The 23,615-nt window shown below is 61.6% G+C and carries 22 protein-coding genes; 9 read left to right on the top strand and 13 right to left on the bottom strand.

Features of this window, described 5'->3' with window-relative positions; all coding sequences use genetic code 11:
• The first annotated feature begins 2 nt into the window (after positions 1-2).
• Complete coding sequence (locus IPM16_08015; GenBank protein ID MBK9123056.1) at positions 3-272, top strand: hypothetical protein; 270 nt, start codon at positions 3-5, stop codon at positions 270-272.
• A complete protein-coding gene (locus IPM16_08010) occupies positions 272-1,507 on the top strand; it encodes an aminoacetone oxidase family FAD-binding enzyme (GenBank protein ID MBK9123055.1) in 1,236 nt (411 codons plus the stop codon). The genes IPM16_08015 and IPM16_08010 overlap by 1 nt, the downstream gene beginning before the upstream one ends.
• Here IPM16_08010 and IPM16_08005 read toward each other — a convergent pair.
• The 3 genes from IPM16_08005 to IPM16_07995 form a co-directional block, all read right to left on the bottom strand.
• Positions 1,504-2,820, bottom strand: coding sequence for an MFS transporter (locus IPM16_08005; GenBank protein ID MBK9123054.1), 1,317 nt, complete (start codon positions 2,818-2,820; stop codon positions 1,504-1,506). The two genes, IPM16_08010 and IPM16_08005, sit on opposite strands and share 4 nt — an antisense overlap.
• A gap of 96 nt (positions 2,821-2,916) precedes the next feature.
• Positions 2,917-3,756 carry an anti-sigma factor gene (locus tag IPM16_08000; GenBank protein ID MBK9123053.1) on the bottom strand — a complete coding sequence of 280 codons (840 nt, stop codon included), beginning with the start codon at positions 3,754-3,756 and terminating at the stop codon, positions 2,917-2,919.
• 103 nt (positions 3,757-3,859) lie between these two features.
• Positions 3,860-4,435 carry a sigma-70 family RNA polymerase sigma factor gene (locus tag IPM16_07995; protein ID MBK9123052.1) on the bottom strand — a complete coding sequence of 192 codons (576 nt, stop codon included), beginning with the start codon at positions 4,433-4,435 and terminating at the stop codon, positions 3,860-3,862.
• A 115-nt stretch (positions 4,436-4,550) separates the two neighbouring features.
• Here IPM16_07995 and IPM16_07990 point away from each other — a divergent pair, with 115 nt between their 5' ends.
• The 4 genes from IPM16_07990 to IPM16_07975 all read left to right on the top strand — a co-directional run bounded on the left by IPM16_07990 (position 4,551) and on the right by IPM16_07975 (position 9,743).
• Entirely contained in the window at positions 4,551-5,129 is a 579-nt protein-coding gene (locus IPM16_07990; GenBank protein MBK9123051.1) for a hypothetical protein, read from the top strand.
• 10 nt (positions 5,130-5,139) lie between these two features.
• The gene (gene tatC, locus IPM16_07985) at positions 5,140-5,937 is read left to right on the top strand and encodes a twin-arginine translocase subunit TatC (GenBank protein ID MBK9123050.1); all 798 of its coding nucleotides are present in this window, start codon (positions 5,140-5,142) and stop codon (positions 5,935-5,937) included.
• A gap of 162 nt (positions 5,938-6,099) precedes the next feature.
• A complete protein-coding gene (locus IPM16_07980) occupies positions 6,100-7,899 on the top strand; it encodes an ABC transporter ATP-binding protein (protein ID MBK9123049.1) in 1,800 nt (599 codons plus the stop codon).
• Between the two features lie 20 nt (positions 7,900-7,919).
• Positions 7,920-9,743, top strand: coding sequence for an ABC transporter ATP-binding protein (locus IPM16_07975; protein ID MBK9123048.1), 1,824 nt, complete (start codon positions 7,920-7,922; stop codon positions 9,741-9,743).
• A gap of 117 nt (positions 9,744-9,860) precedes the next feature.
• Here the strand turns inward: IPM16_07975 and IPM16_07970 are convergent, their stop codons facing one another.
• The 6 genes from IPM16_07970 to IPM16_07945 all read right to left on the bottom strand — a co-directional run bounded on the left by IPM16_07970 (position 9,861) and on the right by IPM16_07945 (position 15,753).
• Positions 9,861-10,565 (bottom strand): ABC transporter ATP-binding protein, encoded by a 705-nt coding sequence (locus IPM16_07970; GenBank protein ID MBK9123047.1) that lies wholly within the window; start codon positions 10,563-10,565, stop codon positions 9,861-9,863.
• A complete protein-coding gene (locus tag IPM16_07965) occupies positions 10,552-11,340 on the bottom strand; it encodes an ABC transporter ATP-binding protein (GenBank protein ID MBK9123046.1) in 789 nt (262 codons plus the stop codon). The genes IPM16_07970 and IPM16_07965 overlap by 14 nt, the downstream gene beginning before the upstream one ends.
• Positions 11,306-12,286 carry a branched-chain amino acid ABC transporter permease gene (locus IPM16_07960; protein ID MBK9123045.1) on the bottom strand — a complete coding sequence of 327 codons (981 nt, stop codon included), beginning with the start codon at positions 12,284-12,286 and terminating at the stop codon, positions 11,306-11,308. The genes IPM16_07965 and IPM16_07960 overlap by 35 nt, the downstream gene beginning before the upstream one ends.
• Positions 12,287-12,292: 6 nt before the next feature.
• Positions 12,293-13,198: a branched-chain amino acid ABC transporter permease gene (locus IPM16_07955; protein ID MBK9123044.1), complete on the bottom strand. Its 906-nt coding sequence runs from the start codon at positions 13,196-13,198 to the stop codon at positions 12,293-12,295.
• Positions 13,199-13,279: 81 nt separating this feature from the next.
• On the bottom strand, positions 13,280-14,479 hold the full coding sequence (locus tag IPM16_07950; protein MBK9123043.1) for an ABC transporter substrate-binding protein: 1,200 nt from the start codon (positions 14,477-14,479) through the stop codon (positions 13,280-13,282).
• A 71-nt stretch (positions 14,480-14,550) separates the two neighbouring features.
• On the bottom strand, positions 14,551-15,753 hold the full coding sequence (locus IPM16_07945) for an aminopeptidase P family protein (GenBank protein ID MBK9123042.1): 1,203 nt from the start codon (positions 15,751-15,753) through the stop codon (positions 14,551-14,553).
• A 118-nt stretch (positions 15,754-15,871) separates the two neighbouring features.
• On the opposite strand from IPM16_07945, the gene IPM16_07940 reads away from it, so the two are divergent.
• Positions 15,872-17,473 (top strand): M23 family metallopeptidase, encoded by a 1,602-nt coding sequence (locus IPM16_07940; protein ID MBK9123041.1) that lies wholly within the window; start codon positions 15,872-15,874, stop codon positions 17,471-17,473.
• On the opposite strand, the gene IPM16_07935 is transcribed toward IPM16_07940, so the two are convergent.
• Both IPM16_07935 and IPM16_07930 read right to left on the bottom strand, forming a co-directional pair.
• Complete coding sequence (locus IPM16_07935; GenBank protein ID MBK9123040.1) at positions 17,470-18,453, bottom strand: amino acid ABC transporter permease; 984 nt, start codon at positions 18,451-18,453, stop codon at positions 17,470-17,472. The genes IPM16_07940 and IPM16_07935 overlap by 4 nt on opposite strands.
• Before the next feature lie 61 nt (positions 18,454-18,514).
• Entirely contained in the window at positions 18,515-19,987 is a 1,473-nt protein-coding gene (locus tag IPM16_07930; GenBank protein MBK9123039.1) for a transporter substrate-binding domain-containing protein, read from the bottom strand.
• A 341-nt stretch (positions 19,988-20,328) separates the two neighbouring features.
• Here IPM16_07930 and IPM16_07925 point away from each other — a divergent pair, with 341 nt between their 5' ends.
• Positions 20,329-20,946: a TetR family transcriptional regulator gene (locus IPM16_07925; protein ID MBK9123038.1), complete on the top strand. Its 618-nt coding sequence runs from the start codon at positions 20,329-20,331 to the stop codon at positions 20,944-20,946.
• Here the strand turns inward: IPM16_07925 and IPM16_07920 are convergent.
• On the bottom strand, positions 20,943-21,695 hold the full coding sequence (locus IPM16_07920; GenBank protein ID MBK9123037.1) for an amino acid ABC transporter ATP-binding protein: 753 nt from the start codon (positions 21,693-21,695) through the stop codon (positions 20,943-20,945). The two genes, IPM16_07925 and IPM16_07920, sit on opposite strands and share 4 nt — an antisense overlap.
• 13 nt (positions 21,696-21,708) lie before the next feature.
• A complete protein-coding gene (locus IPM16_07915) occupies positions 21,709-22,470 on the bottom strand; it encodes an amino acid ABC transporter permease (protein ID MBK9123036.1) in 762 nt (253 codons plus the stop codon).
• Here IPM16_07915 and IPM16_07910 point away from each other — a divergent pair.
• Entirely contained in the window at positions 22,469-23,107 is a 639-nt protein-coding gene (locus IPM16_07910; GenBank protein ID MBK9123035.1) for a hypothetical protein, read from the top strand. The genes IPM16_07915 and IPM16_07910 overlap by 2 nt on opposite strands.
• Positions 23,108-23,615 lie beyond the last annotated feature (508 nt).

Genomic DNA, 23,615 nt, shown 5'->3' with positions numbered 1-23,615 from the left:
CGATGACTACGAGCGAAGCAGTCAAGCATCTTGAGACCGCACGCGCCAGCGCCGATGCCGCGATCCGTGCGGTCGACAACCTTTTGGTTCCCAACGACTATCAGGATGTCGCCGCGCTGACGATTCGTGCGGCCGAGGCGCTGCTCGCTGCCGCTGCGCAGTTTCTCACCGAAGGCGACGAGGTGGCTTTCGACTCGATCAGCCGCAGCGAGGACCTGCTCGACGCGGTCTACGAGATCATCACGGGCGATATCGACGCCGACGAGGATTAGTGGCCGACGCGGACATCGCCGTCGTTGGGGCTGGGGCCGCGGGGCTGATGGCCGCGATTTGGGCGGCGCGCACGCGGCCAGAGGCCCGGGTCATTGTCCTTGACGGCGCAGAGCGGCTCGGCGCAAAGATTCTTGTTGCCGGTGGTGGCCGCTGCAACGTGACCCACGAGCGCGTCGAGCCGGATGATTTCAACGGCGGCTCGAAACATGCTATTCGCAAGGTGCTGCTGCGATTCGATGTACCGGAGACGGTGCGCTTCTTCGGCGATCTCGGCGTTACGCTCAAACGCGAGCCGACCGGCAAGCTGTTTCCGACCACAGATCGCGCGCGGACGGTGCTCGAAGCGCTCCTCGCGGCAGCACGGGACGCTGGCGCTACACTCCTGCATCCGCGGCGTGTCGAGTCGGTCGACTTCGATGGCGGAGCGTTCGATCTTCAAGGAGATTGGGGAACTCTGACGGCCCTGCGCTTGATCCTCGCAACAGGCGGACGCAGCGTTCCAAAGTCCGGCAGCGACGGTCACGGCTACGCGTTAGCGCGATCGCTGGGCCACACGCTGACCCCCAGAGTACTTCCCGCATTGGTGCCTTTGCTGCTTCCGTCAGGGCATCCGCTGACCGGGCTTTCCGGTGTCAGCAGCGAAGTCTCGCTGACGCTGGCGGACCGCGGCGGTCGCGCGCGAGTTACAGTCGACGGGTCGATGCTGTGTACGCACTTCGGCGTATCCGGCCCGGCCGTATTGGACATCAGCCGGCACTGGCAGCATGCGACTCTGGACGATTCTTCTGCGGTGCTGACGGTCAACTGGCTGCCGGGGGAGTCGTTCGAGTCGGTTGACCGTGCGCTGGCAGCCCAGCCCGGATCGGCGCTTCGGTGGATTGGGGGACGTCTCGTTGAACGCTTGACGCGAACGCTTTGCGCTGCGGCAGACGTCAACGCGTCCGCGCCGCTGTCGACACTGACGCGCGAGAAGCGACGAGCACTATCAGCCGTGCTGACACGCTATCCGCTGCCGATCACAGGGACGCGGGGTTTCAATTACGCAGAGGTCACTGCAGGCGGCGTTCCGCTGACCGAAGTCGACCTGAAGACGCTCGAATCGCGCTGCCGCCCCGGCCTTCACCTCTGCGGCGAGATCCTCGACGTAGACGGCCGAATTGGCGGGTTCAACTTCCAGTGGGCTTGGTCGTCCGGCTATGTCGCCGGGCGCGCCGCTGCCGAAAGCCTCGTCTAGTCCCCAACCGAGACAGTCGCTTCTGCCGGCTGAGGCGGGGCCGCCGCAGCAGCCGTTTCGCGGGGCCCAACGCCGAAACGACGCACGAGCCCGATTGCCGGGATGAGCATCACGGCGAATAGGATCGTATTAAACAGGTACGGACCAAGCGTAGGCCGACCGGCGACGACGATCGACAGCAGCGGGCTGGCGATCAACGTCCCGATAATGACACCGAGGCTCTGGGCCGATCCAGTGAGGCCGACAACTGCTCCACGTGCGTTGTCGGGCGCGGCATGCGTTGCCAGCGATTGCAGCGGCGGCATCATGATTCCGCTGCCCAATGCGAACGACAGGGCAGCAGGCACAGCGACCAATCCGAGCGCACTCTGGCCAAACAGCGCGGTCACAAACGGCAGCCCGACCACGAAGTACCACAGCATCGAAAGCGACCGGATGACCGTTCCGCCGGCGACCAGCGGTGCATCGCCGAAACGTTTGAGCAGTCGTCGCAGGACGAAGATCTGGGTGACTGTTTGCCCGAGGCCGACTGCGCCCAGCATGAGTCCAACCCCAAGGTTGACGCCTTCTTCGCTCTGGCCGGCGAACAAGACGTTCTGACCATAGACGGCGAACGTCGACTGGACGATACCCATGCCGAGGCTCGCCGCGACGCTGATGGCCAGGATTGACCGGATGGTCCGGTTGCGCAGCATCGAAGCGAGGCTGGCTTGCCCGCCGCGCGCCCGATTCGCTATGCGCTCCTCGGCCGTCAACGTCTCCTTGAGCGTGAAATAGGTCATGATAGTTGGGATTGTCGTCACGATCGCAGCGGTGAAGAACGTGAACTCGCGGCTTGTCGCAGCCGCCAGCGCCCCGCCCAATGAAGGGCCGAAGATGAATCCAAGGCCGAATACGGCGAAGATCATGCCGATGGCCTGCGTGCGGCGCTCGCGCGGGGTGATGTCAATGATGTAGGCTTGCGCAACGATGATGTTGCCGCCTGTGATGCCGTCCAGAATTCGGCTCGCATACACCACGCTGATGCTCGGCGCGAATGCGATCATCAGGTAGCTGATCACAGTGCCGATCTGGCTCACCAGCAGTACAGGCACGCGACCGAACCGGTCGCTCAGTTTGCCGAGATAGGGCGCGGCAACGAACTGTGCGATGAAGAACGAGGCCTGAATCAGTGGCACCTGCGTTTCAGCGACGCCAAGTTCGTTGATGGCGTACAGGGATAGGATCGGCAGGATCATCGACGCGCCAAGCAATTGGGCGAAGACGATGGCGAGAATCGTCACCAGCCGCCGATCGTAGCGTTGTTTGGGCATTTGACGCGTGCTCCAAGTGGCGCGTAATGAGTGTAGAGTCGTCCTAACGGCCCGAACCTCGACGCAGTGTCGATCCGGCAGCTTACCGGTGCGGGTCTAGAGTTCGCCTACGGCGAGCGGCTCGCTCGTTGGCGCCTCACTGCCACCTTGCGGCTCGACCGAGATTCCCAGCGCAGATACATTGTCCCACGACTGGGCCACCTTGAACACCATCGTCATGTCGCCTCCGGGGTCGGTGTTGAACATGCAGGTGCTGACGACACCTTCAGGACCGATCATCCACAGTTGATATGTTTGATCTGGCGAGAGTGCGGGTAAGCCGTGCGTGACGATGACTGCCTCGTGCATCTCGGGCTGAAGCACGACCATCGCGCGCATCTCGCCATCGTCGCTCATCAGTTCGACACGTCGGCTTTGGGTTTGCATGACGAGATCGACGGCCATCGCGAGGTCCTTATACATCGCATCGACCTGCTGGGTGAGATCGCCGCGCAGCGATTCGAGGTTTGCGCGATCGCTGCGCAGTGCGTTGACCTCGCCAAACATATAGAGACACAGCGCCAACAGGACCACTGCGGCTGTTGAGCTCAGCCACAGCAGCGCGCCGCGGATGCCGGGTGCCGCGCGTGATGAGGGCTGCGGCAATGCGACCATGCGGCCGCTCGGACTATGCGCGTCGGGTTCGGTGCGTGCGGCGGACAGAATGCGCGCCTTCAAATCCGACGAGGGCTGGCGGCGCGGCACGTCAGACAACAGCACGGTTGCCTGTGCTGCGAAGCGCGCTGCTTCCGCCCGTAAATCGGGGCGTTCCGACAGGAGCTTTTCGAGGGCGGTGCTTTCGCTTGAATCGGCAGCGCCGAGGCTGAACGCCGCGAGATCGTCGCGCAGGCGGTCAGCGTCATCAGGGCGGCTGCCGGTGTTGTGTTCGTCGTTCATCTGCTTCGAGTGCCTTGCTCAGGGACCGGACCTGCATTCCCTAGTTCTATGTACGATGAAATTGGACGATCAGATGAGTCCACGGCGGCGAGCCTGTTCGCGTTCACTCTGCGCTGTCCTCCGTCTGCTCCGCCCAGAGGTCTCGCAGCTTGTGAAGTGCCGCGCGCACCCGGCCCTTGACCGTCCCGAGCGGGATGGCAAGGTACTCGGCCATTTCGGAATGCGACATGTCGCGGAAGTACGCGAGTTCAAGCACCTGTCGCTGATCGGGCGGCAGATGGTTGAGCAGCGACTTTGCCAGCCTTTCGTCGGCCCACGTCGGTTCGTCCATCGGGGCGATTGTCCCCAGTGTGTACAGGACGTCGTCCAGATCCACTGCATGGGACGCCGCACGCCGGTTCTCGACGCGTAAGCGGTCAATAGCAGTGAAACGCGTGATTGTCAGCAGCCAAGTCGACGGCTTGCCACGGTTGCCGTCCCACAGATGCGCCTGATTCCACACCTTTAGGAACGCGTCTTGCGTCGCTTCCTCTGCCAACGTTGAATTCTGCAATACGTGATAGGCGACGCTGTAAGCGACTTTGCCATATCGGTCATAGAGCAGCGCGAGGGCGGATTCGTCGCGTCTCTGCACACGCACCATGAGGTCGGCATCAGTTATGCTCGGATCTGTCGGCATCGGTTCACGTTGAGCGTAGAATTGAACCGAATGAGTATAGCACGGCACACCGGTCAATTTCGGCGCATCGTCGTCTATAATGGCTGGGGTGGGTGAACACCCGGCAGGAGACCGCATGGAGCTTTTTGGCGTAGGCGGATTCGAGTTCGCGCTGATCATCATTATTGCCCTGATTGTGGCCGGGCCGGCACGCATGGCGGTTTGGGCGCGCAAGTTGGGCCAGTGGACCGGGCAGCTTCGCAATTTGTGGAAGTCCGCCGCAGCCCAGCTGCAGCGTGAGTTGGATGACGCCGGTGTTGACTTCAAAGTGCCCAAGGAACTTCCGACACGCCGCGCAATCATGGATGAGATCAACCGCAGCTCCACCGTGAAAGAATTCGCGCAGCCGATCAAAGAAGTTCAGAGCGCGCTCGAAGAGGGCAAGACTGCCGCAAGCGAGGTCACCGGCGCGCTGAGCAGCGTCGAACGCAAGATGCTCGAGGCGACATCGGCCAACAAGCCCACACCACCGGCGACGTCGCGCACTGCGCCCGCCAATGGACCGTCACCCAGTAAGCCCGCAGCCACGCCGCCCAAACCGAAAGACAAGTCGGTCTACGAGAAGGGCGGGTTCGGCGCATGGGGAGGTGACACGGAGGGCGTGTCCTCCGGCGAAGCATTCGGAACGTGGTCGCAGGCACCCAAGGACGAATAGGGACGTCAGCATGGCACGCTTAAGACTGCGGCGGACGCCGCGCCCTGCGCCACCCACGGCCGATCCTGAACGACACATGGGCCTGCTCGACCACCTCAACGAGCTTCGACAGCGGCTGACGAAGGCGTTTCTCGCGCTCGTCGTCGGTGTGATTATCGGCTTGGTGTTCGCCAGCCCGGTCTTGGAATACCTGCAGTCCCCGTATGGTCAGCAGTTCACCGTACTGGGGCCAACCGGAGGTGTGGTCGCGTACTTTCGCGTATCGCTGCTGATTGGCGGCATTTTGGCGATTCCGGTCATCACGTATCAACTGCTGATGTTCATATTGCCCGGCCTGCTGGCCAGCGAGAAACGGGTGGTGATGATGGCCCTGCCGGCGATCGTCGGGCTGTTCGTTGTCGGCGTACTGTTTGCATGGTTCATCTTGATTCCACCGGCCTTGAACTTTCTGGAGAACTTCGAATCGGAAATCTTCCGCGCCGAATGGACTGCCGACCAATATCTGGGGTTTGTTACGGCGTTGATCTTCTGGATGGGGGTTGCGTTCGAAATTCCGCTGGTGTTCTTCGTCGTCGGAATCCTGGGTCTGATCGGGCCGCGTGCGCTCGCGTCGCAGTGGCGCATCGCGATTGTCGGGTCTTCAATTGCGGCCGCCTTGATCACCCCGACCATTGACCCCGTGAACATGATGCTGGTGATGGGGCCTCTGATTGCGCTCTACGTTCTGAGCATCGGATTGGTCGCAATTGGTAACCGCATCGGGGTTGACCCGACCGGGCGGTCGGAGCGCGTGTCTCAGCCCTCCTGAACCATTGTGATCTATAATGGCCCGTGGTTGACATTCAAAAAGAGTCAAACTACACTGACATTTACGGAGTTTCGTCGCGCAGGACGAGTGTCCCGCGCGTTGCCGTGCCGCATTAGGCCCCCACGCGCTTCGCAAACAACCTAACAGCTTCAGGAGTCATGCATGGCGTTGAAGTCGGAGTTCTTCGTCCAACCCGCCTATCCCTATGATCGTTCGGGGCCGATCCGCTGGATCTGGTCGCATGTTTGGCGTTACAAGCGGTTGTTCCTGCAGTGCGTGGCCGGGTTCATGATCGGGTACATCGGCTTCAGCTACGCACGCATCCTGATCGGACAAGCCGCAGAGGCGATCATCAATCCGAACCCGGAGGCCCTTGCGTCGGCGGGTTTGGCCGTCCTGCTGATTCTCCTCGTTGACAGCGTCGCCTCGCTGGCAGGGTCACTTTCGATCGAGACGGTAGCGCAGCGAATGGAACGCGATGGCCGGCAGGAGCTGTATGAGGCCTTGCTGGGCAAGAGCCAGACGTGGCACGACCGGCAGCGTGTCGGCGACATCATGGCGCGCGCGACTGACGACATGAAACAGATGAACGGCATGATCAACCCGGGCATCCTGTTTATGCTCGACATGGTGCTCGGCATGACCGTTCCGGTCATCATGATTGCCTCGATCGAGTTCGAACTGCTGTCGCTGCTAGTGATCTTCATCTTGATCTATGCGCTCGCAGTGCGGCGCTATGCGCGCGCGCTGAATCCGGTCGTCAACAGCCAGCGTGGGGCGTTCGGCACGATGAACGCCGGACTCGAAGAGACGATTGTCGGGATCGAGGTGGTCAAGGCGAGCGCACAAGAAACCTTTGAACGCCAGAAGTTCCGCCGCAATGCCAAGGCCTACCGCGATTACTTCGCCCAGCAGGGGCGGATCGAAGCGCGCTACCTACCCATGTTCTTCTATGCCTTGCTCACGGGCGGCGTGTTCATGCACTGCATGCTGCTGTTCGCGATCGGTCGGGTAGGCGTGGCCGACATCGTCGCAGTCATGGGGCTGGTCGGCGTGATGCGTTTTCCAGTGTTCGTCAGCATCTTCTCATTCAGTCTGCTGCAGCTCGGCATTGCATCCGCACGCCGCGTTCTGGAAGTCATCAACGCCGAAACGGCGATGGACGAGAACGCTGCCGGCCATTCTGCTGTCATGCAGGGCGGGCTGACGTTCGAAAACGTCACGTTCACGTTCGAAGACGGCATCCCCATACTCAAGGATGTTTCGTTCGACGTGAGACCCGGCCAGACCATCGCTATCGTCGGCCAGACCGGAAGTGGCAAGTCGACGCTTACCGACCTTATCAACCGCACGTACGACACGGTCGAGGGACGCATTCTGATCGACGGCGTTGACGTGCGCGACTGGAATATGGCTTCGCTCCGGTCGCAGATCAGCCGGATCGAGCAAGACGTGTTCTTGTTCAGCCGGTCGATCGCGGAGAACATCGCGTTCGGTGCGCCGGGGACGCCACAGGAAGCGATCGAACAGGCCGCGCGCGAAGCACAGGCGCACGACTTCATCATGGCGCTGCCGGACGGCTACGACACGGTGATCGGCGAGCGCGGTGTGACGCTCTCCGGCGGCCAACGTCAGCGGCTGGCGCTGGCACGCGCGTTCTTGAGCGATCCGCGTATTTTGATTCTCGACGACTCGACCAGCGCGATCGACTCTGCGACCGAGGACGAGATTCAGAAGGCGATCAACCGCGCGCAGGTCGGCCGCACGACGCTGCTGATCACACACCGCCTGTCGCAGATTCGCTGGGCCGATCACATCCTCGTGCTTGAGCGCGGCGAGTTGATCGCCAGCGGCTCGCACGAAGACTTGCTGCGAACGTCAGCCATCTACCGGCGCATCTTCGCCCGTTACGACACGCCGCTTCCAGCGATCGAACCCGCGGCTCAGACCGCCGCCGACTAGCCGCTTAGGAGAACTCCACAATGGGTTTCATCATGGACGGCCTCGATGCCGAGGCCTACGACCGCCAATACTCCGACCGCGATCTCGTGCGGCGCATCCTCGCTTACTTTCGTCCCGAAGGCTGGCGGATCGGAGTCGTGGCGCTTGCGATCTTCCTAACGTCGCTGGTCAACACCGCGCTGCCAGTCGTCATCTCGAACGGGTTGGACGAACTGGGGCTGACGAGTCCGACGCCCGAGGTGTTGATCCGGCTTATGCTGATTGTGACCGCGCTTGGCGTTCTAGGCTGGACGTTCAATGCGTTTCGCCAATGGCTGAGCGCAGCGGCCATCGGCAACGTCACGCTGCGCCTGCGCGAGGATGCGTTCGACGCGGTGACCAAGCGCGATATGTCGTTCTACGACCAGTTTCCGAGCGCGAAAATCGTCAGCCGCGTGACCAGCGACACGCAGCAGTTCAGCCAGACTGTCGGTCTCGTGACCGACTTGATGAGCCAGTTCCTGCTGGTCGTGCTGCTCGTCGGCTACCTGTTCAGTGTCAACGTGACCATGGCGCTGATCACGCTGGCGTTGGCCCCGTTCATCGTCGTGACTGCGCTGGCGTTCCGAAAGATCGCACGATCGACGATCACGCAGAGCCGCCGTGTGAATGCCGAGGTTTCGTCACACATTCAAGAGACGGTCAGCGGCATTCGGATCGCGAAGGCGTTCCGTCAAGAGCAGGCGATCTACGACGACTTTCTGGACGTGAACGCGCGCAGCTACCGGATCAACCTGCGCACCGGCTACACGTTCAGCAGCATCTTCCCGATCCTGAACATGGTGGCTGGCATCGGAACGGCGGCGCTGGTGTTCTTCGGCGGACGCATCGCGATCGACAGCCCGAACCTGCTGACGCCGGGGCAGTGGTACCTGTTCATTCAGGGTCTGGCCCTGTTCTGGTTTCCGTTGACGAGCATTGCGTCGTTCTGGAGTCAATTCCAGCTTGGGCTGGCGGCAGGGGAGCGCGTCTTCGCACTGATCGACGCCGAGCCGAAGGTCGTGCAGACGGCGAACCGCATGCTCGACCGGATCAATGGCGAGATCGAGTTCAAGAACCTCGACTTTGGCTATGTGGACGGTCAGCCGGTGCTGTCGGACTTCAACCTGCACATCCGTCAGGGCGAGTCGTTGGCTCTGGTCGGGCATACGGGGTCGGGCAAATCGTCGCTTGGCAAGCTGGTGGCACGCTTCTACGAGTTCCAAGGGGGTGACATCACGGTCGACGGGATCAGCCTGCGCACGGTGAACCTCGACTCGTACCGCAGCAAGTTGGGCATCGTAACGCAGACGCCGTTCCTGTTCGACGGTACCGTTCGTGAGAACATCCGTTACGGCCGCGCGAGCGCGACGGACGAAGAAGTTGAAACTGCAGCGATGCAGGTTGCGAATGGCGACTGGCTGTCGGTGCTGGCGCAAGGGCTGGATACGCCAGTCGGCGAACGCGGCAGCGCGCTGTCGATGGGGCAGCGGCAGCTCGTGTGTTTGGCGCGCGTTGTGCTTCAAGATCCGGCCATCTTCATCCTCGACGAGGCGACCGCCAGTGTCGATCCGCTGACTGAAGCGCTCATTCAGGAAGGGCTAGACACCGTGATGAAGGGCCGCACCAGTATCGTGATCGCCCACCGCCTGAGCACGATCAAGAACTCCGACCGGATCATCGTGCTGCGCAAGGGCGAGATCATCGAACAGGGCACGCACGACGAACTGATCGGGAACGACGGTCACTACGCCGAGCTGTACAACACGTACTTCCGGCACCAGTCGCTCGAGTACATCGAGTCGGCGAAGGACATGGTGGCCTAGCGGCGACGCTGAACATGCGGCGCACTTTGCGCCGAAGAGCGCTCGGCAGGGCAGGGCAACAACGGGGCACGGCCAAAGCGGTCGCGCCCCGTGTGATTCGCGGCGAGTGTGCACGTGTCAGCCCAGATAGGCGGCCAGAATCGCGGGGTCATTGCTGAGTTGGGCGGCTGTGCCTTCGGCGACGACCTTGCCGCGTTCCAGCACATAGGCGTAATCGGCGATTGCCAGCGCCTGGCGTGCGTTCTGCTCCACCAAGAGAATTGATATGCCTCGATCCTTGATCTCGGCGATGATGCGGAACACGTCTTTCACAAGCAGTGGCGCGAGGCCCATGCTCGGTTCGTCCATCATCAGGAGGGTAGGCTGCATCATCAGTGCGCGACCGACCGCCAGCATCTGCTGTTCGCCGCCGCTGAGCAGCCCGGCCTTCTGCGTTCGACGCTCGTTGAGGCGCGGAAAACGTGCATAGATCGCGGCCAACTCCTCGTCCGCGCGCCCATCGCGCCGCACATGTGCGCCGGCGGTCAGGTTCTCCGCGACCGACATGTTGGCGATCACCTGGCGCCCCTCAGGGACCTGCACCATGCCCATCGCGGCGATCCGGTCCGGCCGTTGACCGATCAGTTCGGAGCCTTCGAACCGGATGCTTCCGGTCGAAGGGCGCAGCAGTCCCGAGAGGGCGTTGAGCGTCGTTGACTTGCCCGCGCCGTTCGCGCCGATCAATGTGACGACCTGGCCCTCCTCGAGCTTGAACGACACGCCGCGCAGTGCGGCGATCATGCCGTAGCTGACCCACAAGTCCGAGACCTCAAGCAGCGCCATCGTCACTGCTCCCGAGGTAGGCTTCGATCACGGCCGGGTTGGCCTTGATTTCCGCCGGCGTGCCATGCGCGATGATCTGGCCGAAGTTCAAGACGTAGATCTCATCGCACACCTGATGGATAAACGCCATGTCGTGTTCGACGACGAGGATGGACAGACCCGCGTCGCGAAGCGTCAGTATGGCCTCGCCAAGGGCGTGGGTCTCGACCGGGTTCATACCGGCGGTCGGCTCGTCGAGCTGCAGCAGCTTGGGCTGCGTCGCGATCGCGCGCGCCAGTTCAAGCCGCCGCTGATCGCCATAAGGTAGGGAAGCGGCATGTGTGTTTGCTTCGGGCAGCAAGCCAAAGCGGTCCAAGAGTTCACGCGCTCGCTCGCGCATCTCGCGCTCCTCCGCGCGAAACGCGCGGCTGAACATCACGGCGCCGGCAAGGCTGCCGTGCCCGCGTGAATGTTGGCCGATGAGCAGGTTTTCGAGCGCGGTCATGCGGCCAAAGAGCCGGATGTTCTGGTACGTGCGGGCAATGCCCAGCCGGGTAATGTGATGCGGCTCGGCGTTGTGAATCGACGTGCCTTCGAACTCGATGACGCCCGAAGTCGGATGATCTAGCCCGCTGATGCAGTTGATCAGCGTGGTCTTTCCCGCGCCGTTCGGGCCAATCAACCCGACGATGCGACCTTTTGACACGTCGAGATTCACATTGCCCAGCGCCTTCAGGCCGCCGAACTGTCGCGTAACCGCCTCAAGGTGCAGCATGAGACGACCTTTCGGCCGCATCTGCGCGGCGGCGCAGCGCTCGGCGTGCACGCCGGAAAAGGAGGCGTACGCCGGCCGGGTTGACTAACCCGCCGGGCAGAAACAGGATCACTCCCAGCAGAATCAGACCAATAAACACACCGCGAAGTTCGTTCAGAAAGCGCAGAACTTCGGGCAGCGCGCCCATCGCCAGTCCGCCGACGATCGGGCCGACCCACGTCGATGTCCCGCCCAGCACCGCGAAGCTCAGGATATCGACCGCCTTGTCGAAACCGTATGCGCCGGGAGAGATGATGCGCGTGAGGTGCGCGCTGAACACGCCTGCCGACGCAGCGACAACGGCGCTCATCACGAACACGACGTTCTTGACATAGACGACGTTGATACCCATGTTGGCGGCGGCGCGTTCGTCCTCGCGAATGGCGGCCATGGCACGGCCCAACCGAGATTTGTGCAGCCTCCAGAGCAAGAACATCAACAGGGCCAGAAACGCAAACAGCATCCACGTCTCGGTGCTCTTGGGGATGCCCTTGATGCCGCGCGCGCCTTCCAACAACCGGATGCGCACGCGCTCCCCTTGTAGCGCCGTGGCAACTGAGGAGATGATCTCGTCGAAGTTGAGCAGCAGGATGATGACGACCTCGCCGAAGCCTATTGTTGCGATGGCGAGGTAGATGTCTTTCAGCCGCAGCACGGGCAGCCCGATCGGCAGGCTGATCAGACCCGCGACGGCCATGCCAACGATCAGGCCGAGCCACAGCGGCAGCTCAATAAACTGCGTGGCTGCGACACCTGCGTAAGCGCCGATCGCCATGAAACCGGCATTGGCGAGCGAAAACATGCCGGTATACAAGGTCAGGTAGATGCTGACGCCGAGGATGGCATTGACCAGCATGAACTGCAGCACAGGCTCGGTGATGCCGAGCGGTCTGAGGATATCGACAAGGGCTTGAATGAGCGCGTCCATGACGGCTTATGCCCGTGTGCTTTCCGATTGGCCGAACAACCCTTGCGGCCGTGCCAGCAAGAGCACGAACAGCAGGCCGAAGACAACCGCGTTCTTGTAGCTGCTTCCGCCAATCGCAATGCTGAACGTTTGGATCGCGGCGACGAGAAATCCGCCGACCAGAGCACCGTTGATACTGCCCAATCCGCCAAGCACAATCGCGGTCAGGCCGACCAGCGCCACGTCATCGCCGATGAACGGCGTGACGTTGAGGAAAACTAACCCGTACAGCATGCCTGCCGCGCCGCCGAGGAGGCCGGCGAGGAAGAACGTTAGAACGTAGACCCGCCCGACGTTGACCCCCAGTAGCGCCGCCGTCCGTTGATTAAACGCGACAGCCCGCATCTGCTGGCCGATGCGCGTGCGCATCACGAGATACTGAAGCGCGACCACCAGCGCTAACGCGATCACGAGGATGATCATGCGGATCGGGACGATGCGCAGCGACAGCGCCTCGATGACGATGGGCTGATCGGGTACAAGCCCCTGCGGGAAGTACGCTTCGGTACCACCCCACAGCGGCTTGAACGCCAGCTGCGCAAGGTTGACGATCAGCAGGGCCGCGCCGATGCTGCTGATGAGCTGTGACATGCGCGCGGCGCCCCGCCGCCGCAAGGGCCGGAACGCCACGAACTCCAGCAGGACGCTGACCGCGCCAGCGGCGATCATTGCGAGCGGCGCGGCGATCCAGAGCGGTTGATCGAGTTTGTCGACCAGCAGCAGGCCAAAGAACGCGCCGGTCATGAAGACGGCGCTGTGCGCGAGGTTGAGCACGCCAAGGATACTGAACACCAGCGCGTAGCCGAGGGCGAACAGGCTGTAGATCGCGCCTAATGAAACGGCGTTCACGACCTGCTGAAGGAAGCTATCCATTTGCTGTATTTCGCATTCATCGATACGGCCCGTGCCGGATCGCGCGGATCAGGCACGGGCCGTCGAAAACCTATGCTGCCGTTATTCTTCCGCCATCTCGGCGCCTAGCACTGCGAACGCGCCGCCCTGTGCGATCTGCACCACCGGGTCGTGAACCGGATTGCGGTCTTCGTCAAAGCTGAACATACCGAGCGGGCTCGCGAAGTCCGTGATCCCTGCCAACGCATCGCGAACGTCGGCGCTTTCGGCAGAGTCTGCACAGCGGATTGCCGTCGCCATCAGCCACGCGCCGGTGTACGCCTGTGTTGCAAACTGATCGGGCAGCGCGCCGTACGCTTCCTCGTACGCTTCCGAGAACAGCGAGCTCAACGCCTCGGGGCTGGCGATGTTCCATGCCGCACCGACGATCACACCATCCGATGCCTCGCCGGCATTGGTCAGAACGGCCGGGCTGTTGAAGCCGTTGCCGCCGATAATCGGGCCCTCGTAGCCGAGCTGGCGGGCCTGCACGATGATTTGGGTTGCTTCAGCCGCCAGCGCAGACACGACCAGCGCATCCGGCTCGAGGCTGACCAACTGCGTCAACTGAGCGTTGAAGTCCACGTCGCCGCGGGCGAACGTGGCTTCGCCGAGGATTTCGACCTCGTTCTCTTCCAGCGCGCTGACGAACACGTCATAGCCGCTGATGGTGAAGTCGTCATCGTTGCCGTACAGCACGGCGACCTGCTCAAGCCCGAGCGCCTCGGTAGCCTGCGCGATCGTGCCGGGGATGACCGACGCTTCGGGCAAGCTGTTACGGAAGACGAACTCGCCCATGTCGGTGATGCCGCCGGCGGTATTGCTGACGCCCATGACCGGCACGCCGTTTTCCTGTGCGATCGGGTCAGCGCTGAACGCCTCGCTTGACAGCGTCGGGCCAAGCACGGCAACCACGCCATCTTCCTCGACCAACTTGGTCATCGCGGCGATGGCCTGCTCGTTTGCGCCGGCAGAGTCTTCGTAGATGACCTCGAGGGTCACGCCTTCACCGAGGTAGTTTGCTTCGTTGATCTGTTCTACGGCAAGCGCGACTGCCTGCGACTGCGGAATGCCGTAGACCGAGATATTGCCGCTTTGGCCGAAGATCGCGCCGATCGTGACGACTTCAGGAAGATTCGCAGGGTCGGCGCATGCCTCCCACAACCCCATCTGAGGTTCTTCTTCATCCTGTGCCACGAGCGCGATCGGGGCGCTCAATGCGACGATCAAGAGTACGACGAGAACACGACGCAAGAGTGACATGACGCGGGTCTCCCTAGTTCCTAGAAGCGCTGCAGTCGAGTGTACCGTGCGCTCCTACCCCCTGCAACGCGTCAGGCCAGTATGGTCAGGCTTTCGAGGTCGCGCGGATAGTAGGTCAAGCTCTCGACGCCGTCGTCAGTGACCACCACCGTGTCCGAGTGACGGAAGCCGCCTAATCCCGCCTTGTACAGGCCGGGCTCGACCGTGAACACCATGCCGGGCTGAATGACGGTGTGATCGCCGATGTCGAGGAATGGCCCCTCGTGGTAACGCAGGCCGATACAGTGTCCCACATGATGCTTCCAATATGGCCACAGATCGTGCTTGTCGTAGTAGGCGCGCACCGCTTCGTCGACGGCACTGCACGGCACGCCGGGCTTGATCGCCTCCAGCGCCGTGTCTTGCAGCGCGACCATGTGGTCGAACATGACTTTCTGCTCATCGCTGGCGGGACCAATGACCATTGTGCGTTCAAGCTCGCTGACGTAGCCCCACACCGGCGCGCTGGCGCCTGTCACGAGCACGTCGCCGACCTGAAACGTGATGTTGTTCGCCAACGCGTGCGGGATCGCCGCGTTACGCCCGATCTGCCCGCGATACCCGGCCATCGCGCCGCCATAGTAGCTGGACTGTCCGCGCCAGATCGGGCCGATGGCGTCTGCCATCATACGGGTCGCCTCGACGCTTGCGCGGTCGGCAACATCCGTTTCGGTCAGGCCGGGGCGAGTGTAGCGCTGCAGCAGGACGTGGGCGAGGTTGGCCCACACACAGCTTTCGCGCAGCAGGTTAATTTCCGCCGCGGACTTGATCATCATCTGGTCCTCGACCCATGCGCGAACTGGTTTCGGCGTGCTGCCGGTCATTTCGCTGAGCGACGGCCCCCGGTACCCGAAGATCCACGGGTATCCGTCGGTATCGGCGCCGTAATTCTGCGTGACCCCCAGCTCCTGCAGGAGGCGATTGAGGGCGATCGTCGGGTGTTCCTTGCTCGGATACTCGGGATAATCGGCTACCGCATCGACCAGCGCGTTGGCCTGCGCATGCTCACGTTCAAGCCGTGGTACGAACATGCCACGCTGGCCCTTGCTGTTCAGCACCAGCGCCATCGGCCGCTCGGTCGGGATGAACGCGAACCCGGTGTAATACTTGATGTAGTCGCCGTCGAACAGCACGACGCCGGTTAACCCGGCTTCCTGAATCTTCTGCGTAAGGCTGTCGCAGCGTTTGATGTGCTCTGCATCGCTGATCTTTAGGGAAATCGTGCGGACTGACATCAAGTTGCTCCTCAAGAATCGCCGTAACAAAGGCGTAACCGGCTGTGCGCAAGGCGCACGTTACGCTACACTTATCGAGTGTATCCTAGCCAGCGGCCGTTGCGCATCCATGTGATTCATGACCATTCCGGTTGAATACCCGACATCGGCACGTCCTGCGCGCATCCTCCGTAAATTCGTCAAGCCGGGCAGCAGCAGCGTCCCTCACGAGGGAATCGATATCTACGCGCCGCTCAATTCGGACGTGTTTGCCGGTGCGTCGGGCGAGGTCAACCGGGTCGTCCTCAGCAACGACGAGCTGAACTACGGACCGTACGTCTCCATTGTCACCCGTCTGGGTGGCGACAAGATCCGCGTGTTGTACGCAAACCTGAAAGATATTCGCGTCTCTGCGGGGCAGGTGGTCAGCGCGGGCGACTTGATAGCGAAATCGAGGGGCGGCTATATCAAGGTCGTCATTCAGGCGCCAAAAGACAACCCGTACCCGCAGTTTCCGCTCAAGTACGTGGCGCATCCCAAGCATCACCTGACGCTCCCGCGCCTGCGCTTGCGCCCGACCGACAATCGATTGCGGTTGCGCCGAGAGCCGAATACCGAGAGCGAAGTCGCCGGTTTCGTTAACCAGTGGGACCAGCTTGAGACGCCGGATCACGACTACAAGGTGCTCAAGAAGGTCGGGCGGCAGGGTAAGTGGATCAAGGTCTACAACCCGTATTCCGCCGGGGACATCGTGTGGGCGGCGGCGTGGTATCTCAAGGCGATTAGCCTTGACGACCCGAAAGAAGGCATACCCGGAATCCCGATGCGCGGGATGAACCTCGACCGGTATCACCCGTTGGGAACGCCTTCCGCGACGCCGCTGCGCTACCTCGGCTGGGTGCGCATCCTATACAACCTGTCATACAACCCGGACAACGGCACGTACGGCAACAACGACCTCGCAGCGACGTTCAACCGCTATTTGCCAGTGCTACAGCAGTACGCCAACAGCGGGAACAAGATCATCCTGATCTTCAACCATCAAACCTACGGCGAAGCGCGTGGCTATGTGTGGGACCAAATGTCGCCGGGCCAGTGGGACGACCTGATCGCGTCGTTCGTGTTCTACGTGCGGCAGATCGCGCAGCAGTTCGCGGCGCTCAACCTGATCTACGCCTACCAGATTTGGAACGAACAGGACTCGCCGCCGACCAACCAGGCGGCTGTTCCGATCCCGGCCAGCGTCTACGCCAAGATGCTGACCGAGACAATACGCGCTATTCGGGCGGTCGACGGCAAGGCCAAGATCGTCACTGGCGGCCACGTTACCGGTCCCGAACTGGGTGTGAGCTATGCCCGGGCCGTCATCGCGCTGCTTCCGAACGACGCGATACCGGATGGGATCGGCGTGCATCCGTACGGGACGGGCCCAGCCGATTCACCGTTCAGCATCTTCGGCAGCATCAACAATGCGATTGAGAAATGGAGCGGCGTTCTGCCCAACAGGCCGCTTTGGATCACCGAGTGGGGCATCCTCGACCGGCAGGGCGATGACAGCATCGCGACCGCGGCGGCCGACTTCGCGGACGGATTCATCGAGATCTGCGAGGACGATTACCCGGGAATGGTCGCGTGTGCCGTGTGGTATGCGTGGGCCGACACCATGCACAACGGATACGGCATGGTGCGCTCGGACAGTTCCGCTCGGCAGCCGTTGTACGCGCGCTTTCTCGGCCTCTAGCGCGTCGCCGACTTCAGCCGGCGCTCGAGCAGTTTGACCCCCAACGACAATACGATAGTGAGCGTGAGGTACAACACTGCTGCTGTGAGGTACGTCTCGATGTAGCGGAAATTCGACCCCGATGTTGTCTTGGCACGTTGCGTGATGTCGTTCAGTCCAATGGCGCTGACAAGCGCCGAGTCCTTGATCATCGAGACGAAATCGTTGCCAAGCGGAGGCAGGATTCGGCGGATTGCTTGAGGCAGGACCACAAAACGCATCGTCTTGATGTAATTGAGGCCGAGCGCACGCGACGCTTCAAGCTGACCGCGTTCAATCGACTGAATGCCGGCGCGAAACGTCTCGCTCATGAACGCCCCGTACGCGAGCGCCAAGACGATCATCGCGGGTTCGGGGGAGCCTCCGCGCGATGGGATGCCCAAATTGAACGTGTCGTTTAGGTAGTCGCGCACGGCCGGGATGAGCGCATACACCGAGATAACGAGCGTCGTCAGCAGCGGCAGGCCGCGCATGACTTCGACGAAGATCGTAGCGATCTGGTACACGAGAAGGCGTACGAGGCTGAGCGGCACTCCGAGAAGCCCGGTCGCAGGCTTGGGCGGGTTCGAACGGATCAGGCCAAGGATCAGGCCCACCATCAAGGCGCCGAGGTAGGAGAAAAACGCCACGCGAAGCGTCAGGCTGATACCGTCATCGAGCTGAGAGAAGATGTTGGCCCAGATAGGGTTGGCCGGGACGAGCAGGTCGCCGAGCGATTCGATCGCAGGGGTATACATGGAAGTCGGTACGGCGAGCAGCTTTGTGTATTCGAGGATTCGCCAGTAGACGAATATCGCAACGAAGAACAGCAGGACGCCCCACCACGGCACGCTGAACATCTTGACGTACAGCCAGCGCAAGGCAGTGCCAGGTGACGGCAAGCGACCGGTACGTGCTGCTTCAGTGTCTGTCTGCGAGCCGCGCGCTAGCGGGACATCCATATTATCTCCTAACGAAAGGGGCGGCGTCGTGCGCCGCCCCCAAGTGCGTTACCCGGAAGAACTACTCGCCGCCGTCGATGATCCACTTCTGGTTGTACGCGGCGAGCGACCCGTCGATGCGCATTTCGGCGAATGCAAGGTCGAACGGCGCAACCAGGTCGGAACCTTTCGGATAGATGAAACCGAGCGCATCCGTCGGGACCAGCGGATCGCCCACGATCTTCACCGCATCGGCATTGACGCCAATGTAACCCTGACCAGCTACGTCATCCATGACGACCGCGTCGATATCGCCAGCGATTAGTGCCTGTACCGCGATTGCGAAGGTATCGTAGGTGATGATCCGGCTCTCGCCGACCAACTCGACCGCAACCTCGTAGTTGGTCGTACCGGGCTGGACCCCAACGATGAACTCCTCGTTTGCGATGAACGACTCTGCGCCGTCGTAACGATCCTCGTCGGCGCGAGCAAGCAGCACCTGATCAGTGGCGACGTAGCCAACCGAGAAGTCGACGATCTCACGGCGATCTTCAGTGATGGTGATACCGTCGGCAGCCATGTCGAATTCACCGTTGCTAACCGCGACGATCATGCCGTCCCACGACGTCTCGATGAACTCCGGCACACAGTTGAGCCGGCTGCAGATGTCGTTGATGACATCGTAGTCCCAGCCGATCGGGTTGCCGGACTCGTCCAGGTAGTTGTACGGCGGGTAGGCATTTTCCACGGCTACCGTTACCGTACGTCCACCGAGGTCGGGCAGTCCTTCCTGCGTGATCCACTTGGCGTTGAAGTAATCCAGCGTGCGATCGGCCTTCATCGCGGCAAGTGCCGCGTTGATCGCCCCAACCAGTTCCGAGCCCTTCGGGAAGATGAAACCAAGTTCGTCAGTCGGGACGAGCGGCTCACCGACGATCTTCACCGCGTCGGCGTTGACGCCGATGTAGCCTTGACCGGCGACGTCGTCCATAACGACGGCGTCGATGTCGCCGGCGATCAGTGCCTGCACAGCGATCGCGAACGTGTCGTAGGTAATGATGCGGCTTTCACCAACGAGGTCGAGAGCGACTTCGTAGTTGGTGGTTCCCGGCTGAACACCGACGATGAAATCGGTATTCGCGACAAACGCCTCTGCACCGTCGTAACGATCCTCATCGGCGCGTGCAAGCAGCACCTGATCGGTTGCCACATAGCCGGTCGAGAAATCGACGATCTCCTTGCGGTCGTCCGTGATGGTGATGCCGTCGGCGGCCATATCGAACTCGCCGTTGCTCACAGCCACGATCATGCCGTCCCACGATGTCTCGATGTATTCGGGGACGCAGTTCAGCAGACCGCAGATGTAGTTGAGGACATCGTAGTCCCAGCCGATGGCATTGCCGGATTCGTCGAGATAGTTATAGGGCGGATACGCGTTTTCAACGGCGACCGTGATTGTGGCGCCGCCAAGGTCCGGCAGGTCACTGCTTTGCGCCCCAGCGACATCGACCAACGCCAACGCAAGCAATGCCAGTAGAAGTGCGAACTTCTTCATTGACAACTTCCTCCACACACTGAAATCGTGACGCGATTCAGGCGCAGAGTGTAGCGGACGGCTGATGACGCGTCAAATTGCGTTCGCCTCAGTCTGCGGCAAGGGATTGATTGGCCTCGCGGACGATCAGCTCCTCGGTCAACGCCCACAGCTTGGCGGATTCTGTTGGGGACGAAATGTGCGCGGCAGCTACTGCGATTGCGGCTCACGTACTCCGACTCAGCGTCACCGCAGACTGGCAAGTTTCGCCTTCTTGGGGACGTGAATGTGATCTCATTTTCAGGTGCAGAGTGTGCTATGGTTGGAACTCTGTTTACCGCCGCTGCTGGAACACGCACACGATGACTCGGTCCGTCCGTCGAACACCGGTACAAGAGCGCGCCGTCAACAGGCGCGAACGAATCCTGCAGGCGACCGCACAACTCCTCAGCGAGCTCGACTACGCCGCGATCAACGTCGCCGCGATCGCCGAACGTGCCGAAACTTCGATCGGGTCGATCTACCAGTTCTACCCGAACAAAGACGCGATTCTGCACGCGCTCGCGGCCGACTACCTTGCTGACATGCGCGAGTCGAACGCCGATGTGTTCAACAACGTGTCGCTGTCAATTGGGCAGCAGGCCGAGCAGGCCGTAAGCTGGCTGTTCGAATATGAGGCCAATCACCCCGGTTTCCACCACGTGCTCAAGAGCGACTGGGTGTCATCGGAAATCAAGAACGCCGTCGCCGAGATGCACGCCCACATGACGGCGGCGATCGGAACCTTTATTGCATCGGTCGCACCGAACCTGTCGCGAGTGACACGCCATCTTGCCGCAGAGTTGATCCTTGCCACGTCAAAGGGCGTGATGGGGGAGATGGCGCTGCACGATCCGGAGCAGCGTGAAGCCGCACGGCAGCAGCTCGTGCGGCTCATCACGTTATATGTCGAGGATCTGGCGCGGCAGTCTGCTCGCTAGAGGATCTGCGATAGGAACGCCTTCGTGCGCTCGTGGTGGTCGACGTTGAGGTCAAAGAAGGTCTGCGGGTCGCCTTCTTCGACGATGCGGCCCTGATCGAAGAAGAGGATGCGATCGGCCACTTCACGCGCAAAGCCCATCTCGTGAGTCACGACGATCATCGTCATGCCCGAGAGCGCAAGCTCCTTCATAACGTCCAGCACTTCCTTAATCATCTCCGGATCAAGGGCAGACGTCGGCTCGTCGAACAACATGATCTTGGGTTCCATCGCCAACGCGCGCGCGATCGCCACACGCTGCTGCTGGCCGCCAGAAAGCTGACCCGGGTACTTGTTTGCCTGTTCCGGGATGCCGACGCGCTCAAGCAGTTCTTGTGCCTTCTTCTCCGCCTGCGCACGCGGCAAACGGCGCACCTGCATCGGCGCGAGGCTGATGTTCTGCATCACCGTCAGGTGAGGGAACAGGTTGAACTGCTGAAACACCATGCCGATTTCACGCCGGATTGCGGCGATATTGCGCACGTCGTTACCAAGCGGGATGCCGTCGACGATGATGTCGCCCTCTTGATGTTCTTCAAGGCGGTTAATACACCGAATGAACGTGGACTTGCCAGACCCTGACGGCCCGATCACGACGACCACCTCGCGCTGGGCGATGTTCACTGTGACGTCGCGCAGGACGTGAAACTCGCCGAACCACTTGTTTACGGTGTTGCAGATGATGATGGGCTCACCGGTGGTCTTGGTCATACAGTCTCATTCCTCACAGTTTGGTTTGGCGGGCACCGCCACTGCCACTGCGTTCGAGGCGGCGGCTGACATAGCCCATTGCATAGCTGAAAACGAAATACACGATCGCGATGAAGATGTACGTCTCTTGACGCAGGCCGATGTACTCCGGCTGTGCGACGACGTTGTCGGCGTTCTTAGTCAAGTCGAGCAAGCCAACGATCGCGACCAGCGACGTGTCCTTGAACAAGGAGATGAACTGGCCAACAAGGGCCGGAATCACGGCCCGAAGCGCCTGCGGCAGCGTGATTCGCATGGTGACTTGCACCGGGTTCATCCCGAGCGCTTTCGCCGCCTCGACCTGCCCGGGTGGCACGGACTGCAAGCCACCGCGGACGTTCTCGGCCAGATACGCGGCGCTGAAGAACGTGATCGCGACCATCGCCCGCACTGCCTGCGGCACGGTTGCCAGCGTTGGGTTGACCAGCGGCAGCGCCAGCGAAGCGAGGAACAACACGGTAATCAGCGGAACACCGCGCACCACTTCGATGAACGTGACGCAGAAGTACTTGATTGCAGGCAGCCCGTCTGCGCGGCGACCCAGCGCTAATGCGACGCCAATTGGGAACGAGGCGACGATGCCGACGACAGTCAGCATGAACGTGAGGAACAGCCCGCCCCAGCGCCCGAGGTCGGTTGGCGCAACCAGCAGGAAGATCACGATTGGCATCACGAACCATGACCACATCGCAAGGCGACGCGACCACGGCTGTGCAGGCGGAGTCGTCGGAACCATGCGGTCCACTGCACGTGCCACCCAGAACCCGACTGCCGCTGCAATGAGAACGGGAATCAGCAGGCGGTTTGGCGCGTTCGAGGAACAGCGCGATATGCAAGCGCAGGTAATCGTTCAGCGGGCGGTCGCCGCGATACTGGTTGTCGATGACGACGTTGCGGGGAATGTCCGTGCCGCCGCGCTGCGGTGCATCAAGCTCGACCACCAGATCGTCTGTGATGCGCAGGAACTGATCGACCGAAACGAGCTGCTGCTGGCCCGCTGCGTTAAGGACCGGATCGCCGTTGTCGTCGACCCGTGCCCGCGTGATCGTACGTTCGGTGTGCGGGTAAATACCGACCGCTTCCACCAACATGACCGAGTCGGCGGGATCGCTCGCCTTCTCAAGGACGTACCAGCCGGTCGCCGGGATGGTAACGGTAATCGGCGCATCGCCCGTCGAAAGCGTCTCATCGACGAGGACGGTTTCGCCGTCGCCGCTTTGAATCCGGACCATCACCGTGCCAGTATTGAGTGCGAAGGACTCGCTTACCGGCTGGTCGGTGGACGCACGCAGCGCTTCGGCCTCAGCTTCAAGTGCGGCACGTTCGGTATCGGTCAAGCTATCATCGTCGAGGCGTGCTTCGATCGATTCTAGTTCTGCGAGGGCGGAAACACGGTTTCGCGCCGAGTTGTACAGGGCGTCCGTGGCGCGGTCTCCGAAGGCCGCGATTGACGACAAGCCACTGTCGCCTTCGATCGGCGCAACTTGTAGGATGAGCTCGTCGCCTTCAGCCGCGATGAACGCGACAGTGTCCAGCGGGGTTTCGGTCAGGCTTCCAGAGACGATGCCCACTTCGCCCGAACTGAACAGCGCGCTTGCCCGTTCGGTCGTCGAGTATATGATCGTGGGCAAGACGATCATCACGACGGCGACCACCGCAAGCACGATCCACGCCCGCAAACCGAGACGAGTCCACGAGGCGAGGCTGATGCCGACCGCTGCAGCAAGGATCAATGTCAGGATCTGCACGTTGGTGACCGAGCCCGGGTCAGCCTGCAGCGAGCCGAGCATGAACAGGCTGAGGTTGCGCGTAACGGCAAACCAATTGGCGTCGGTGACTGCCCACGAGACGAGACTGCTGATCACGGCCCAGATCAGCAGG

It is taken from the genome of Candidatus Flexicrinis affinis (assembly GCA_016716525.1).
Taxonomy (GTDB): domain Bacteria; phylum Chloroflexota; class Anaerolineae; order Aggregatilineales; family Phototrophicaceae; genus Flexicrinis; species Flexicrinis affinis.
This window is presented reverse-complemented; position numbering and strand designations above follow the sequence as displayed.

What these genes read in the sequence shown, in the direction of transcription:
- IPM16_07950 (MBK9123043.1), bottom strand. Translation starts at nt 14,479, where the DNA reads ATGTCACTCTTGCGTCGTGTTCTCGTCGTACTCTTGATCGTCGCATTG.
- IPM16_07930 (MBK9123039.1), bottom strand. Translation starts at nt 19,987, where the DNA reads ATGAAGAAGTTCGCACTTCTACTGGCATTGCTTGCGTTGGCGTTGGTC.
- IPM16_07925 (MBK9123038.1), top strand. Translation starts at nt 20,329, where the DNA reads ATGACTCGGTCCGTCCGTCGAACACCGGTACAAGAGCGCGCCGTCAAC.
- IPM16_07995 (MBK9123052.1), bottom strand. Translation starts at nt 4,435, where the DNA reads ATGCCGACAGATCCGAGCATAACTGATGCCGACCTCATGGTGCGTGTG.
- IPM16_08000 (MBK9123053.1), bottom strand. Translation starts at nt 3,756, where the DNA reads ATGAACGACGAACACAACACCGGCAGCCGCCCTGATGACGCTGACCGC.
- tatC (MBK9123050.1), top strand. Translation starts at nt 5,140, where the DNA reads ATGGCACGCTTAAGACTGCGGCGGACGCCGCGCCCTGCGCCACCCACG.
- IPM16_08005 (MBK9123054.1), bottom strand. Translation starts at nt 2,820, where the DNA reads ATGCCCAAACAACGCTACGATCGGCGGCTGGTGACGATTCTCGCCATC.
- IPM16_07960 (MBK9123045.1), bottom strand. Translation starts at nt 12,286, where the DNA reads ATGGACGCGCTCATTCAAGCCCTTGTCGATATCCTCAGACCGCTCGGC.
- IPM16_07980 (MBK9123049.1), top strand. Translation starts at nt 6,100, where the DNA reads ATGGCGTTGAAGTCGGAGTTCTTCGTCCAACCCGCCTATCCCTATGAT.
- IPM16_07915 (MBK9123036.1), bottom strand. Translation starts at nt 22,470, where the DNA reads ATGGTTCCGACGACTCCGCCTGCACAGCCGTGGTCGCGTCGCCTTGCG.
- IPM16_07965 (MBK9123046.1), bottom strand. Translation starts at nt 11,340, where the DNA reads ATGCGGCCGAAAGGTCGTCTCATGCTGCACCTTGAGGCGGTTACGCGA.
- IPM16_07935 (MBK9123040.1), bottom strand. Translation starts at nt 18,453, where the DNA reads ATGGATGTCCCGCTAGCGCGCGGCTCGCAGACAGACACTGAAGCAGCA.
- IPM16_07940 (MBK9123041.1), top strand. Translation starts at nt 15,872, where the DNA reads ATGACCATTCCGGTTGAATACCCGACATCGGCACGTCCTGCGCGCATC.
- IPM16_07910 (MBK9123035.1), top strand. Translation starts at nt 22,469, where the DNA reads ATGCGGTCCACTGCACGTGCCACCCAGAACCCGACTGCCGCTGCAATG.
- IPM16_07920 (MBK9123037.1), bottom strand. Translation starts at nt 21,695, where the DNA reads ATGACCAAGACCACCGGTGAGCCCATCATCATCTGCAACACCGTAAAC.
- IPM16_07970 (MBK9123047.1), bottom strand. Translation starts at nt 10,565, where the DNA reads ATGGCGCTGCTTGAGGTCTCGGACTTGTGGGTCAGCTACGGCATGATC.
- IPM16_07955 (MBK9123044.1), bottom strand. Translation starts at nt 13,198, where the DNA reads ATGGATAGCTTCCTTCAGCAGGTCGTGAACGCCGTTTCATTAGGCGCG.
- IPM16_07975 (MBK9123048.1), top strand. Translation starts at nt 7,920, where the DNA reads ATGGGTTTCATCATGGACGGCCTCGATGCCGAGGCCTACGACCGCCAA.
- IPM16_07945 (MBK9123042.1), bottom strand. Translation starts at nt 15,753, where the DNA reads ATGTCAGTCCGCACGATTTCCCTAAAGATCAGCGATGCAGAGCACATC.
- IPM16_08015 (MBK9123056.1), top strand. Translation starts at nt 3, where the DNA reads ATGACTACGAGCGAAGCAGTCAAGCATCTTGAGACCGCACGCGCCAGC.
- IPM16_07990 (MBK9123051.1), top strand. Translation starts at nt 4,551, where the DNA reads ATGGAGCTTTTTGGCGTAGGCGGATTCGAGTTCGCGCTGATCATCATT.